The 13,945-nt window shown below is 61.9% G+C and carries 11 protein-coding genes; 9 read left to right on the top strand and 2 right to left on the bottom strand.

The window, feature by feature from the left end; genetic code table 11:
• Window positions 1-171 precede the first annotated feature (171 nt).
• Window positions 172-1,458 (top strand): group II intron reverse transcriptase/maturase, encoded by a 1,287-nt coding sequence (gene ltrA, locus IDH44_RS03560; protein ID WP_317890099.1) that lies wholly within the window; start codon window positions 172-174, stop codon window positions 1,456-1,458.
• Between the two features lie 74 nt (window positions 1,459-1,532).
• Here the strand turns inward: ltrA and IDH44_RS03555 are convergent, their stop codons facing one another.
• Window positions 1,533-1,907, bottom strand: a complete 375-nt coding sequence (locus tag IDH44_RS03555; RefSeq protein WP_190914760.1) for a hypothetical protein — start codon at window positions 1,905-1,907, stop codon at window positions 1,533-1,535.
• 222 nt (window positions 1,908-2,129) lie between these two features.
• Between IDH44_RS03555 and IDH44_RS03550 the strand changes: the two genes are divergently transcribed.
• From IDH44_RS03550 to IDH44_RS03525, 6 genes are all read left to right on the top strand, one after another.
• Window positions 2,130-3,029, top strand: a complete 900-nt coding sequence (locus IDH44_RS03550) for a carbohydrate ABC transporter permease (RefSeq protein ID WP_190914773.1) — start codon at window positions 2,130-2,132, stop codon at window positions 3,027-3,029.
• Window positions 3,029-3,886 (top strand): carbohydrate ABC transporter permease, encoded by an 858-nt coding sequence (locus IDH44_RS03545; protein ID WP_190914758.1) that lies wholly within the window; start codon window positions 3,029-3,031, stop codon window positions 3,884-3,886. Before IDH44_RS03550 ends, IDH44_RS03545 begins: the two co-directional genes overlap by 1 nt.
• 218 nt (window positions 3,887-4,104) lie before the next feature.
• On the top strand, window positions 4,105-5,487 hold the full coding sequence (locus tag IDH44_RS03540; protein WP_190914756.1) for an ABC transporter substrate-binding protein: 1,383 nt from the start codon (window positions 4,105-4,107) through the stop codon (window positions 5,485-5,487).
• Window positions 5,488-5,853: 366 nt separating this feature from the next.
• Entirely contained in the window at window positions 5,854-7,650 is a 1,797-nt protein-coding gene (locus IDH44_RS03535; RefSeq protein ID WP_190914754.1) for a cache domain-containing sensor histidine kinase, read from the top strand.
• The gene (locus tag IDH44_RS03530) at window positions 7,625-9,250 is read left to right on the top strand and encodes a response regulator transcription factor (RefSeq protein ID WP_190914753.1); all 1,626 of its coding nucleotides are present in this window, start codon (window positions 7,625-7,627) and stop codon (window positions 9,248-9,250) included. The genes IDH44_RS03535 and IDH44_RS03530 overlap by 26 nt, the downstream gene beginning before the upstream one ends.
• A gap of 16 nt (window positions 9,251-9,266) precedes the next feature.
• The gene (locus tag IDH44_RS03525) at window positions 9,267-10,265 is read left to right on the top strand and encodes a GNAT family N-acetyltransferase (protein WP_223869344.1); all 999 of its coding nucleotides are present in this window, start codon (window positions 9,267-9,269) and stop codon (window positions 10,263-10,265) included.
• Window positions 10,266-10,282: 17 nt separating this feature from the next.
• Here the strand turns inward: IDH44_RS03525 and IDH44_RS03520 are convergent, their stop codons facing one another.
• Window positions 10,283-11,650, bottom strand: coding sequence for a hypothetical protein (locus tag IDH44_RS03520; RefSeq protein ID WP_190914750.1), 1,368 nt, complete (start codon window positions 11,648-11,650; stop codon window positions 10,283-10,285).
• A 125-nt stretch (window positions 11,651-11,775) separates the two neighbouring features.
• On the opposite strand from IDH44_RS03520, the gene IDH44_RS03515 reads away from it, so the two are divergent.
• The gene (locus IDH44_RS03515) at window positions 11,776-12,582 is read left to right on the top strand and encodes a helix-turn-helix domain-containing protein (protein WP_190914748.1); all 807 of its coding nucleotides are present in this window, start codon (window positions 11,776-11,778) and stop codon (window positions 12,580-12,582) included.
• A gap of 271 nt (window positions 12,583-12,853) precedes the next feature.
• Window positions 12,854-13,939, top strand: a complete 1,086-nt coding sequence (locus IDH44_RS03510) for a Gfo/Idh/MocA family protein (RefSeq protein WP_223869343.1) — start codon at window positions 12,854-12,856, stop codon at window positions 13,937-13,939.
• Window positions 13,940-13,945: the final 6 nt, after the last annotated feature.

Raw genomic sequence — 13,945 nt, 5'->3', positions numbered from 1 at the left:
CCAGGAAGTGCGAAGAACCGACGCCGAACAAAAGGGTAGGCGAGCTGAGGGAGTACACGAAGGAAGGGACTGACTGCCGTTTTTTTTTTTTTACGGCTACCCGCAGGACTAAACCAAGTGGAAGAACCAGACACCAGCAAGGAAAAGACGAAGAGGAGCTTGCGTGTGGGAGTGAAGGAAGCGAAGAAACGCAAATGGTATAGCCTAATGGATAAAATCTGGGCGATGCCAAACCTGGAGGAAGCCTTCAAAGCGGTCAAGAGGAACCGGGGAGCGCCGGGTGTGGACAACGTGACCATCAAGGATTACGAATCGAAGTTGGAGGACAACTTAAGAGTCCTTCAAACCGCCCTGCGAAGCAAGAGCTACACCCCGAAGCCCGTGAGACGGAAGTACATCCAGAAAGAGGATGGCTCCAAGCGACCGCTAGGCATACCTACCGTGGGAGACCGAGTAGCGCAAGCCGCGCTAAAACGTGTACTTGAACCGATCTTTGAGCAGAAATTTTGCGAGCGCAGCTACGGATTCCGTCCAGGGCGCAGTGCGCACATGGCATTGGAGACGATCCGAGCAGACCTGATGGCAGGGTATCGGTACGTGATCGACGCCGACCTGAAAAGCTACTTTGACATGATCCCGCATGAACGGCTCCTGGAGCAGGTGAGAGAAGAGATCGTGGATGGCAGTGTGCTATGGATGATCGAAAGCTTCCTGAAAGCCGGCGTGTTGGAAGATGGGGTGGTCCAAGCCAGTGACCTCGGAAGCCCGCAAGGCGGGGTATGTAGTCCGCTATTGGCAAACATCTACTTGCACCCGCTGGATGAAAGGATGGAAGCAAGAGGCCATCGGATGACGCGCTACGCGGACGACTTCGTTATCTGTTGCCGGTCCCGAAAAGGAGCAGAGCGCGTGCTTGGACATATCACAAAGCTGCTTGAGACGGAACTAGGGCTGAAGGTGCATCCGACGAAAACGAAAATCGTGAACCATCAGGAAGAGTCGTTCGTTTTCCTAGGGCATGAGTTCACACCAGGCCACCGGATGCGACCCGCAATAAAAGCGATGAAGAAGTTCAAGGAGCGAACAAAAGAGATCACGCGGCGGAACCAGACGGTAAACATCGAACTGCTGATCAAGAAGAAGCTGAACCCTTATCTAAGAGGGTGGGGCAACTACTTTGGCAGTGGAGATGTAAAAGGGTCATTTCGAGCGCTGGATCAATGGATTCGCAGACGCTTACGCATGGTGCAAATGAGAAGCTGGAGAAAAGCGAGAAAAATGCTGCGCGAAATGCGAAGAAGAGGATGGCGAGGCGAGCTGCCTACCATCCGAATGACCGCATGGCGGAATTCTAACTGCCAACACGCACACTATGCGATGCCCAACCAATGGTTTAAGGAACTCGGTCTGTGCAGCTTGGCAGATCTTTACGATGAACAACACCCCCAAAGGGGATAATCACGGAGGAGCCGTATGCGACGACCCGCACGTACGGTTCTGTGAGAGGCGCATGCCATTGGCATGCGCCTACTCTATTTTTTGAGTAGATAGCATTTATATGATTTTGGGGAGTGCGGCTGCACGGCCGAATCCTGCTCCAGCGGCGGAAATAAGCGTAAAATACGAGGTTGGACGGTGGAATTCGCTCCAGCGGCGGGAATAAGCGTAAAATACGAGGTTGGACGGCGGAATCCGCTCCAGCGGCGGGAATAGGCGGGATTTCGAGCATATAGGATGGCGCGGGCGTACGCGGTCGGCGCGGCGGACGAGCAATAGAGGTAGAAAGTAACGTTATGGGCGGGGGAAGGCCCGCGTTCCACCCGCAGGAAGAGCCGCTCGATTTCGCGGAACGAAGCCAGTATCGCCATAAAAAAGGGCGATGCTGGCTTCGCCTTGAAATCGAGCATATCCTGCGTTCCACCCGCAGGAAGAGCCGCTCGATTTCGCGGAACGAAACAGGAATCACTATTTAAACGGTGATTCCTGTTTCGCCTTGGTAAAAAAAATTCCAAACCGGTCAGATTCCTGCCTTACGCGGGAGGGCCGTTTTTTTTATAATGATAGCATCATACAATCCATACGAAGCGGAGGTGGCGGACATTCAAGCGATCGACAAGCAAGAGGCGGTAATGCTGCGTAGGTCCGGCCGGGCCCGCAGGCGCCGCGAGATGCTGGCCGGCTACTTGTTCACAGGCCCGATGCTGGTCGGCGTCCTGATCTTTACCCTCGTCCCGATGCTGCTCTCCTTCGGTCTGAGTCTGACCGACTGGTCGTTTGTCACCGGGATCGAAACCATTCGCTTCGACGGCTTCGGCAATTTCGCGCGTCTGTTCGCGACGGATGCCTTTGCGAATTCACTCGTGCATAATCTGGTGCTGCTGCTGTCAGTGCCGGTCGGCATGACGCTGGCGCTGGCGCTGGCAGTCGTCATTACGACGCGCGTCTATACGCCCGGTCTGTTCAAGGTCATCTTCTTCATGCCGCATATCTCCAGCATCGTCGCGGTCGCCGTCGTCTGGCAGGTGCTGTTCCATCCGTCCTACGGGCCGGTCAACAGCATGCTGATGGCGCTGGGCATCGCCGAGCCGCCGAAGTGGCTGGCCGATCCGTCCTACGCCCTGACCTCTGTGCTCATGCTGATGGTCTGGATCGACATGGGCGTGGCGCTCATCATCTACATCGCCGGGCTCAAAAACATCCCCGCCGATCTGTACGAGGCGGCGGAGATTGACGGGGCGACGAGCTGGAAAAAATTCAAGCACATCACCTTCCCGCTGCTCACGCCAACGACATTCTTCCTGCTCATCACCGGGCTGATCGGCAACTTCAAGTCGTTCGCGCTCATCAAGGTGCTCACCGACGGCGGACCGGTCAAGTCGACGACGGTCATCGCCTATGATATGTACACGGAGGGCTTCGTGAATCTGCGCACCGGTTATGCGTCGTCGATGGCGGTCGTGCTGTTCGCCGTCATCCTGCTCATTACATTGATCCAATGGATCGGCCAGCGAAAGTGGGTGAATTACTGATGGAGCGCATTGCTGCAGGTACGAATAAAACCGCTTACCGGCTAAGGCGGGTGCTGACGACCGCTTTGCTGCTGCTGCTCGGCCTCGTCTTCCTGCTGCCGTTTATCTGGATGTTGTCGGCCTCGTTCAAGCCCGAGCTCGAGGTGTTCACGTACCCGATTCAGTGGATTCCGAACAATTGGAACCTCGTTGAGAACTACACCAACGTCTGGGCAGGCAAGGTCGATTTTGTGCTTTATTATTGGAATTCGATTCAAGTAGCGGTTTTGACGACGCTGCTGTCCGTGCTCGTCTCGGCGATGGCGGCCTACGGATTCACCAAAATTCGCTTTCGCGGCCGCAACCTGCTCTTTTTGATTGTACTGGCGACCTACATGATTCCGCCGGAGGCCACGCATGTGCCGCTGTTTGTCATCTATCGCTGGATGGGCCTGTACGATACGCACGCGGGTCTGATCCTGCTCGGCGGCTTCAGCGTGCTTGGCACATTTTTGCTGCGCCAGTTTTTCGAGGGCATCTCCAACGAATACCTGGAGTCCGCGCAGGTGGACGGCGCCGGTCATTTCACACGCTTCATGCGCATCACCTTGCCGCTGGCTCGTCCGGCCTTGGCTACGTACGGCATTTTGCGATTCATATGGACGTGGAACGATTTCCAGACGCCGTTTTTGTTTCTAAGTGACAAGACGCTGTACACGATTCAGCTCGGCATGTATTCGTTTGCGGATCGCAACGGCTCCTTTTACGCATTGATCATGGCTGCGTCGGTATCCGCGATCATCCCGTTGCTCGTCGTCTTCATCATCGGGCAAAAGCAGGTCATCGAAGGCATCAGCTTCGGCGGCCTTAAGGGATAGAACTGCTCAACGGTCGCCCTGGCGTGCAAGGGACAGCAAAGTGGTGTCAATTAGCTGACGCCGGTTGTCAGATAATTTGTAAATATTTTTTTAATATAGTCAAATGTGTATCCTTATAAAAAAATCCCCAAATGCTAAAATGAAGACAGCTTCACGAACCAGCTTCACCGCACTTCTAAAGCGCGTGCTAGGCCACTAAAGATCGGGGAGGAAGAGCAATGAAGAGAGCGTCTGTAACGATGGTGGTCTTGATCGCAATGCTGGCGAGTCTGCTGAGCGCATGCGGCTCGTCGAACAACGGCAATGCGGACAATGGGGGCAACGGGGGGAACGGACAAAACACCGGAGGCGAATCCGCATCCGGGGATAACGCGGCAACCGGCGGGGAAGAAACGGTCATCCGCATGGCTTCGTGGTCGCTCGCAGATACGATCGAGCCGATCCTGGAGGCCTACGAGGCGGAGCATCCGGGGGTCACAGTCGAGTACATCGAGCTCGTGGACAATGAGGATTCGGTGGCCGGCATGCAAAAGCTGGACCTGCTGATCGCATCCGGCGAAGACATCGACGCGATCATGCTGCCCGGTGTCACCGATTATTCCAAGCGCGCCGGACTCAATCTGCTGGCGCCGCTCAACGAGCTGATCGAAGGCGAAGGACTCGACTACGGGGCGGAATACGTCACCGACACGTCGATCGACGGCACGTACTACGCGCTGCCGGCCACGCTGGAGAATTACTTCGTGCTGCTCAACAAGGACAAGCTCGACGCGGCGGGGCTGGAGGTGCCGACCGAGTGGACCTGGACGGAATTCCTGGAATACGCCAAGGCGCTCACGGCAGGCGAAGGCCCGAGCAAAACCTACGGCACCTTCTTCCACACGTGGCCGATGTATTGGTTCCTCGGTCTGATGAACCAGCCGGAGAAAAACGGTCTGGTCAACGACGGTGTGCTCAACGTCGACAGCCCGCAAATTCGGACATCGCTGGAGCTGCGCCATCAGGCGGAGCATGTGGACAAGAGCGCGGTGCCGTACGCAGACACGATCTCGCAAAAGCTGGCGTACCGCCCGGTGTACTTCACCGGACAAGCGGCAATGATCATTACCGGCAGCTGGATGATCTCGGCCGCCGGCGGCACGGAAGAATTCCCGGCGTCGTTCACGACGGCCTTCGCGCCGCTGCCGTCCAATGCGCCAGGCGATCCGTCCGGCTACAGCCTGGCCAACGGCAACTTCGTCGGCATCCTGGACAAGTCCGAGAACAAGCAAGAGACCTACGACTTCCTCCGCTGGTATACAACGGAAGGGATGCAGGTCAAGCAGGAGTACTCGGCATGGAAGCAGCAGGACACGGACCAGTACATTAGCGCGGTCAAAGCGCAGGTGCCGAATCCGGAGTTCATCGACGAGGCTTCGCTGACGTACTTCATGAAAAACAGCAAGTCCGCTGCGCTCAACATTCCGCCGACCTATCAGGGCGATCTGGAGACGGCGTATACGTCGGAGGCGGAGAAATACATCCTCGGGCAGCAGGATCTGGAGACGACAGTGGCCAACGCCGCGGCAGAGCTGCAAAAGATCGTGGACGCCAACGAATAGCAGCGGCCGGACCAACAAAGACAGAGATGAAAGCAGCAAGCGAAGGCAACAAACGGAGGCAACAACCGGAAGCAACAACCGAAGGCAACGCAGCAGCATTTACGCAGCATTGGCTCAGGCTGCATTCCATTAGCAAAAAGACGCGACGCGTCGCGCTTGCCGGCGCCTGCGATGTGGTAAACTAATAGCAGCAAATGTGCGGCGCTCCAGCTCGGGCCGGGCCTGACACGCAGCATCCGCTCCACCCGTCCGGGACGCCCCTGCGCTCCTGAAGCGGGTGCAAGGGCGGGTGCTTTTTACCGTTTCGGCCGGGAGGACGTTTGCACGGAAGGGATGTGCGGCATGTTTCCGCGCGGCAAACTCGGTTTGCGGCAAAAATTGATTCTGGCTTCGGTGCTCTGTTTGCTGCTGCCTTCGCTCGTGACGCTGATTGTCGGCAACACTCTCACCTCCGGCATGGTGCGCACGCAGGTGATGGAGGCCGAGCGCAAATCGCTGGAGCAGACCGATCTGTACATCTCGAATTTCTTCAACACCATGATCCTGATTTCCAACTACATTCTATTCGATTCCTCCATTACGTCCACGCTCAAGGAGGTATGGCAGGACAGGCGACAAGGTCTGCCGGATTCGGCCGAGACTGTGCTGGCCTACGACGAGATCAATAAAAATCTCGAGAATCTGGCCGCCATGACGGATAAGCTCTATATCACGCTGCTGACCAGCGAAGGGCAATATTTCGCCAGCTATCAGTACCACGGCTTTGATCCTTCGTCCATGCTGGACGAGCCGTGGATGGAGGCGGTGCGCGAGCTGCCGACCTATGAGCTGTACTGGGTCGGGACCACGGCCAACCGCATGGTGGCGGACAGCAGCGACGATCCGCATCTGGTGACGATGGCGCGCACCCTCCGCCTGCCTTCGGGCACGCCGTATGCGTATATGCTCGTCAGTCTGGGCGGGAGCCGGCTCAGCGAGATCTTCGGCACTGCGGATACGGGACAGGAGATGCTGCTGCTCGATCGCGAGGGCACTGTGCTCATCGGCCGGGAGCCGGAGCAGGCGGGCGCGGTCTTCGGTTATCCGGAAGCGCTGCTGCGCGACGAGCCGGAGGTCGTCTGGCGTGATCAGGAGGAGCTGCTGGTGAGCAGCCGGCCGATGCCGTACAACGGCTATCAGCTCGTCAGCCTCACACCCTATCGCGCGGCGCTCGACCGCTTCAATTCCGTCTATACGCTCAGTCTGGCGATCCAGATCGCGGCAGTCGGATTGTTCCTGCTCCTGTTCATCTACATGGTGCGCCAGTTCACCAAGCCGGTCGTCATGCTCGGCCGCGTCGCCACGCGCGTGCGCGACGGCGATCTGGGCGTACGCTCGAATCTGGTCGGCACCGACGAGGTCGGCCAGCTCGCGAGCTCGTTCGACCGCATGCTCGACAGCGTCGAGTGGATGATCGACCAGATTACGCTGGAGCAGGCGCAGAAGCGCCGGGCCGAGCTGGCGATGCTGCAGGCGCAGATTAATCCGCACTTCCTCTTCAACATTCTCAATTCGATCCGGCTGCGCGTACTGATGCGCGGCGACGAGGAGAATGCGGAGCTGATCGGGGCGCTGTCGCGCCTGCTGCGCATGACAATCCAGCGCAGCGACGATTATGCGCCGCTGCATGAGGAGCTGCAGATCGTGCGCCAATACGTCGACCTGCTCAACTTCCGCCAGTCCGACGAGGTGCGTCTTCGCGTGGACGCCGCCTCGGACAGTCTGCCGGCACTCGTTCCCCGCTTTTTGCTGCAGCCGATCATCGAGAATGCGTACATTCACGGACTGGGCGAGGAGGGCGGGACGATCGCCATCTCGGCCTGGCTCGATCAAGGCTATGTCACGATCGAAATCGAGGACGACGGTGCGGGGATGCCCGAGGCCACGCTGCAGCGGCTGCGCGCCGAGCTGATCGGCTACGCCGATCGGCGCGAGGCGGAGACCGCCTTCACCAGCTTTGGCTTGTACAACATTTACGAACGGCTGCAGCTGCTGTACGGCGAGCGCTTTCAGATCGATATCGACAGCGTGCCGGGCAGCGGGACGAAGGTCAGTCTGGTCATTCCGGAGAAACAAGCGGCGAAAGGGGGCGGGGCGCATGAAGAAGGTCATGCTGGTCGATGACGACAAGCCGGTGCTGGATTATTTGCGCGCGGCCATCCCCTGGACTTCGCTCGGGCTCGAGCTCCACGCAACGTGCAAAAACGGACGCATCGCCCTGGAGTGCGCGCGTGCGGAAATGCCGGATATCGTCGTCACGGATATCGGCATGCCGCAGATGGACGGCATGGAGCTGATCGAAGCGCTCAAGGCGCTGAAGCCAGAGCTGCGTGTCGTCATCCTCTCCTGTATGGACGACTTCGGCCATGCGCAGCGGGCAGTCAAGCTCAAGGTGTACGACTACGTGCTCAAGGAGTCGATGCGGGCGGCCGAGCTGACAGAGCTGCTGCGCCGACTCCGCTGCGAGCTCGTACAGGAGGAAGAAGCAGCCGCGCAGATCGCAGCCTGGAAGACCGGCAGCGAGCTCGGCATGCTGCAGCGCCGCCAGCAGCTGCTGCGGCGGCTCGTGCACGAGCCGCTCAGCGATGCCGAGTGTGAGCAGTCGCTCGAGGCGGCCGGCGTCGACTGTACCGACCGGCAGCTGGCGCCGGTGCTGGTGTGCGGCAGCGCCGCACAGCCGGAAGCGCGGCAGCCCCAGTCGGCCCAGGCGGATGGTGTGACCGATGCGCCTCATGCGGCGTACGCGCTGGAGCGGGCCGCGGCTGCGCTGGCGCGTCTCCTGCCGGAGGCGCTGCTACTGCCTTACAGCGCCCGCGAGATGGTGGCGCTGCTGCCCGTCGCTGCGATGCCGGGCCAGGCGGTCCGCACGGAGCTGCTGGGTGCGATCGCGCAGCTCCGTCAGGCCGTGCACGAGGCCGGCGCTCCTCTGATGCCGACCTTTGTATACGCTCGTCCGACCGGCGTCAACCTTGTGCTGGGCCGGGCGATGCAGCGGCTGCTGCTGGCGCGCGAGCTGCGCTTCTACGTTTCGCCCGGCGGCACCGTCGAGGAAGCGGAGGCCGAGATGTATACGCAGGAGGACCTTTTCGTCCATTATCCGGAGGCCTCGCGTCAGATTCGCACCGCTTTTATGGAGGAGGATGAGCCGGAGCTGCTGCGTCTGCTGGAGGGCTGGTTCGAGCGCATCGGACGGGGGCGCTACCCGCCGCAGCTGGTCAAGGAATGGACGCTCAAAATGTTGTACGACAATCAGGTGCGCTTGCTGGCGCTCGAGCAGTATCCCGCCAGCTATTCCATTGAAGCGCTGCATCAGACGGTCGCCCAATTGGATACGCTGGGCGAGCTGCGCGAGTGGACGGCGCAATTTTTTCGGGACCGACTGCCGATCGTGCAGCGGATCCACAGCCAGTCGCGGCGCTCCGAAATTTTGCGCGCCAAGCAGCACGTCGAACGCCATCTGGACAAAAAAATGACGCTGGAGGAGGTCGCGGCGCTGTTGCACATCAACGCCAGCTACTTCAGCCGCTTATTCAAAAAAGAAACCGGGTACAACTTTATCCACTACGTCACCTTGACGAAGATGGAGCGCGGCAAGGAGCTGCTGGAGCAGACGCCGCTCAGCGTCGACGAGGTGGCGGAGCGGCTCGGCTATGACAACAAGAGCTACTTCACCAAGCTGTTCAAAAAACATACCGGGCGCACGCCCGGCGAATACAGAGGCTAGAGGAGGACGAGGAGCGATGAAGCAAGCGACGATGCCGCCGGTGCCGCTCAGCCGGGCGCATGTCCCGGAGGCTTGCCGGCTATGGAACGCAAGCGAGCTGGGGGAAGCCTTCCCGATGCGCGAGCGGCTGCTTCGCCAGAGCTGGCACGACGATCCGAACCTGCTGCAGGAGGGGACGCTGGCCGTCTGCGGTCCGAACGGCGAGCTGATCGCGTTCGTCGTGGCCAAGCTGTGGCAAGACGGTGCGGGATACCCGGACGCAGAAGGCCGCTTCCCGGCCGACCAGGGCTGGATCCATGCGCTGCTCGTGGCGCGCGATTGGCGCGGACGGGGCATCGGCGGGCGGCTGCTGGAGCTGGCCGAGCAGGCGCTGCGCGCCCGTGGCGCGCGCACCGTCGACCTCGGCAACGATCTGCACAAGCGGCTCTTCCCCGGTCTGCCGGGCGCGCCCGAGCCGGATGCGGCCGTGCGCAAGTGGTTCGAGGCGCGCGGCTATGCGCCATGCGGCGAGCTGCGGGACATGCAGCGCAGCTATGGCGCGGGCGAGCCGGTCGCGCCGTATACGCCGGAGGGCGTGACCGTGCGGCTGGCGACACGGGCCGACAGCGCGCGCCTGACGGCGTTCATGGCGCGTTGCTTTCCCGGGCGCTGGGACTATGCGGCTCGCCAATATTGGCAGGACGGCGGCACGGGACGGGAATACGTGTTGATGGAGGAGGCGGGCGAGATCATCGGTTTTTGCCGGATCAACGACGGCCAGTCGCCTGTGCTGGCGCAAAATGTGTACTGGGCGCCGCTGTTCGCCTCCGAGCTCGGCGGCGTCGGCCCGCTCGGACTCGACGAGGCGTGCCGCGGCCGCGGCTACGGCGCCAAGCTGGTGCTTGCCGGGATCAGCATGCTGCGCCGGCGCGGCATTTCGGAGATCGTCATCGACGCCACGCCGATCGCTGATTTTTACGCCAAGCTCGGCTACGCGCCCTGGCGTCGCTACATCCTCATGCGCAAGGCGCTGTAGGTGGTTTCCCCGCGGCTTCAGTAATCCCCGGCGCCGCCGCGGCCCGGGGCGCCGGCGCCGCCGCGCCGTTCCAGATAGCGCTGACGGCGCGCCCAGGTGTCGTCGCCCTCGCGGATCGCTTGTCCGGTATTGCCGCCGTAGCGGGTGTCGACGACCCATTTTTTGCCGAAGCCCGCGTGCATGACCTCGTCGGCCCAATCGAAGTCCTGGAAGGTCGTCATGAGCGGATCGCGGGCGACGTCGCGGGCGAATTCCCATTCCTCGCGCTTGCCCGGCGGGTACTTCATGGCCGCCTGCTCGATGGCGATGGTCAGATGGAGATAAGCGTCGTCGGCTCCGAGCTCGTGGCGGCAGACCTCGTAGAATCCGGTCCAGTTCGGGGCGGCGTAGACGTCGTAGCCCAGCTTGCGCAGCGCGGCTTCGCCGAACCACGCATGCCGCACCTCGTCCCACAGATGGCGCGCCGTGTCGAGGCAGAAGGCCCACGGTCCGCCCTTGGCCTCGTAGAGCACATAGGCCACGCCCTCGGCCGGCGACATCTCGAAATAACGCGAGTACAGCATCATCTTGAAGCGGCCCTCGTCGCTGTCGGGGAAGTCGAGCCCTTCGAACTTGATCGGCGACGTCGTAAAGCGCGCGTCGCGCACGCCCTTGTCGGGCAAGGTGTAGGCGGGCGCCTCCGGCCGCTCGGGGAGCGCGAGGTCCGGAACATCGGCAGACGCGCCGCCGCCGGGGCCGCCGCCATGGTCGGCGCTGCCCGGACCCTGTGCGCGCGTATGCGCGTCTCCTGCGGATGTGTCGAGCCCGTCGACGCCGCCGGTGGCCGCGAGCACCTTGTCCAGCCAATCGGCATAGCGATCGGCCGCGGCGCACTCCTCCTGCGTGGCGTCGGCGCGCAGCTCGGCGATCGCCTCGCGTCCCCAGGCGAGCTGGTCCTCGCGGTCGAGCAGCTGGTGGCGCAGCAGGTCGCGCGTCGGCCAATCGACGAGCGGCTGGGCCTCGTCCAGATAACGACGGATCGCAGCGAGTTGGGCGGGCTTGACGACTTCGAAGAGCGCCTGCAGCAGCGCCAGCGTGCCCGGGGCATCGTGCACGCCGTCCATCATCCGCTCGAGCAGCGGCGCGGGGCATTTGTCGAAGGCGGCGCTGCTCATGCGCAGCTGACGGCAGCGGCTGCGCAATTGATCGTGGTGGACGGCATCGAGCCAGACGTGGCGCGCGAGCGCGCCTTTGATTTCATACTCGGGACAGCCGATCATCCGGCCCGCCGACAGGCGCATCGCCTGCCGGTCGAGATAGCCGATGCGGTGCAGGCGCCGCGCCGATTCGGCGACGGACAGCCCGATTTTATCCCATTGCGCCAGACCCATGAATGATTTTGACATCGACAAGTTCCTCCCTATAGTGGATTGCTGCTCTTAGCGTAGCGCAGTTTGGGGAGAGGGGCCATTCACGATCGCGCATCATTTTTATCCCATTTGACGCTTGAATCGGAAGGAGAGGGTGACCGGTGGAGACGTGGAGCGCGGACTGGCTGGAGCCGGGCGAATGCTACGGCAAGGTGTATTGCGAGCGGGACTGGAAGTGGGATACGCGCGGTCGTCCCTTCGCGGACTGGGACCTGTGGTACGTATGGAGCGGCGCAGGCGAGCTGGAGCGCTGCGGCGAGGTGCGCAGCGTCGGGCCCGGCAGCTGCTATCTGTTGCGTCCGGGCGACGAGACGCGCGGTGCGCATGATCCGGCGCGGCCGCTGACGGTCTCGTACATCCACTTCCGGATCGCGCCGCCGGAGGGAAGCGCGGCACACCTGGATGGCCCGATCCGATACGAGGTGGAGGAGCGGGCTGCCTTCGAGGGCGATCTGACCCGCTATGTGGAGGCGATGGACGCGGGCAGGCGCAGCGAGGCGCGGTTGCTGCTCGGCTTGCTGCTGCTGCAGCTGCGGCGCGAGACGTCGCAGCCGCAGGAGGAGCCTGCCCCGCGACCTGAACGCTCCCGCTCGCTCGCGCGGACGATGCGGGAGGTAATGCGCTACGTCCGCCAGTTCCCGAGCGCGCCGCATTCGGTGGAGACGCTGGCCGACCGTGCGCGCCTGTCGCCGCGGTACTTCTCCCGCCGCTTCCGCGCGTATAGCGGCCAGACGGTGGAGGCGTTCGTGATCGGCGTGCGGATCGCACGGGCGGAGCAGCTGCTGCGCCATTACGGCATGAACGTCAGCGAGACCGCGGCGGCGCTCGGCTATAGCAACGTGTACTACTTCAGCCGCCAATTCAAGCGTTACCGCGGCGTGGCGCCCTCCGCCCTGCGCGCGCGCTGAGCCGTCCCAGGCCAGGCGCAGAGCCGACCAATCGGTCAAACCTTGTCCAAAAATCGTCAATATATTTCAATCTCCGGTTGATATGGTTAGTATTAACGTGCAACCGTTGCGAGCAAGCGCAGCGCGAGCCGGTTGTCACGAAGAATGTGCAACCGTTGCGAGCAAGCGCAGCGCGAGCCGGTTGTCACGAAGATGTGCAACCGTTGCGAGCAAGCGCAGCGCGAGCCGGTTGTCACGAGGAACGACTATTACGGGAGACGAGGTGGATGAGTTGAGCAAGCAGATCGTGCAGGTCGGCATCATCGGACAAGGAAGAAGCGGGCGCAACATTCACGCGCAGCTCGTGCATCAGCTGCAGGACCATTACCGGATCGCCGCCGTCGCGGACGGCATCGCCTCGCGGCGCGAGCTCGCGGAGCAGGAGTTCGGCTGCCGGGCGTATGCGACATGGGAGGAAATGGCGGCGGCCGAGCCGCAGCTGGATCTGATCGTCAACGCATCGCCGAGCGAGCTGCACTATTCGATCTCGCTCGAGCTGCTGCAGCGCGGCTTCCATGTGCTCTGCGAGAAGCCGCTGGCGCGCAGCGTAGAGGAGGTCGACGCGCTGATCGCAGCCGCCGAGCGGTCTGGCAAGCTGCTGGCTGTGTTCCAGAATTCGCGCTACGCGGCCGCTTTTACCGAGATTCGGCGCATCATCGATTCCGGCGTGCTGGGTCGCATCGTGCAGATTGATATTACGGTCAGCGGATTCGCCCGCCGCTGGGACTGGCAGACGCTGCAGGAGAAGGGCGGCGGCAATCTGATGAACACCGGTCCGCATCCGCTCGATCAGGCGCTGCAGCTGTTCGGCGGCGACGCGATGCCGCAGGTGCTGTGCAAGATGGATCGCGCCAATACGTTCGGCGATGCCGAGGACTATGTCAAGCTGCTGCTGCATGGCGAGGGCCGGCCGCTGATCGACCTGGAGATCTCGTCCTGCAGCGCCTTCCCGGGCGAGCCGTTCGTCATCCAGGGGACGCGCGGCGGACTGCACGGCAGCGGCACCAAGCTGGAATGGCGCTATTTCGACGAGGCCGAGGCGCCCGAGCAGCAGCTCACGCGCGAGCCGCTGTTCAATGCGGACGGCAAGCCGGCCTATTGCAGCGAGACGCTGCCGTGGCGCACAGCGACCTGGGAAGCACCTGCGCATCCGCGCGGCCTGAGCGCCTTCGACGCGATGACGGAGCAGCTCTATCACATGCTGTACCGTGCGCTCGTCGAGGGAGCGCCGCTGGAGATCACGCCGCAGCAGGTGCGCGTGCAGATGCAGGTGATGGAGGCGTGCCGGAGACAGAATCCGCACATCTATCAAAGTTAACGCAAA

The sequence above is a fragment of the Paenibacillus sabuli genome (assembly GCF_014705605.1).
Classification (GTDB): domain Bacteria; phylum Bacillota; class Bacilli; order Paenibacillales; family Paenibacillaceae; genus Paenibacillus_D; species Paenibacillus_D sabuli.
This window is presented reverse-complemented; position numbering and strand designations above follow the sequence as displayed.

Excerpts from the sequence above, each read along its gene's own strand:
- IDH44_RS03555 (WP_190914760.1), bottom strand. The coding sequence starts at position 1,907 with ATGCTCGATTTCAAGGCGAAGCCAGCATCGCCCTTTTTTATGGCGATA.
- IDH44_RS03550 (WP_190914773.1), top strand. The coding sequence starts at position 2,130 with ATGCTGCGTAGGTCCGGCCGGGCCCGCAGGCGCCGCGAGATGCTGGCC.
- IDH44_RS03545 (WP_190914758.1), top strand. The coding sequence starts at position 3,029 with ATGGAGCGCATTGCTGCAGGTACGAATAAAACCGCTTACCGGCTAAGG.
- IDH44_RS03540 (WP_190914756.1), top strand. The coding sequence starts at position 4,105 with ATGAAGAGAGCGTCTGTAACGATGGTGGTCTTGATCGCAATGCTGGCG.
- IDH44_RS03530 (WP_190914753.1), top strand. The coding sequence starts at position 7,625 with ATGAAGAAGGTCATGCTGGTCGATGACGACAAGCCGGTGCTGGATTAT.
- IDH44_RS03525 (WP_223869344.1), top strand. The coding sequence starts at position 9,267 with ATGAAGCAAGCGACGATGCCGCCGGTGCCGCTCAGCCGGGCGCATGTC.
- IDH44_RS03520 (WP_190914750.1), bottom strand. The coding sequence starts at position 11,650 with ATGTCAAAATCATTCATGGGTCTGGCGCAATGGGATAAAATCGGGCTG.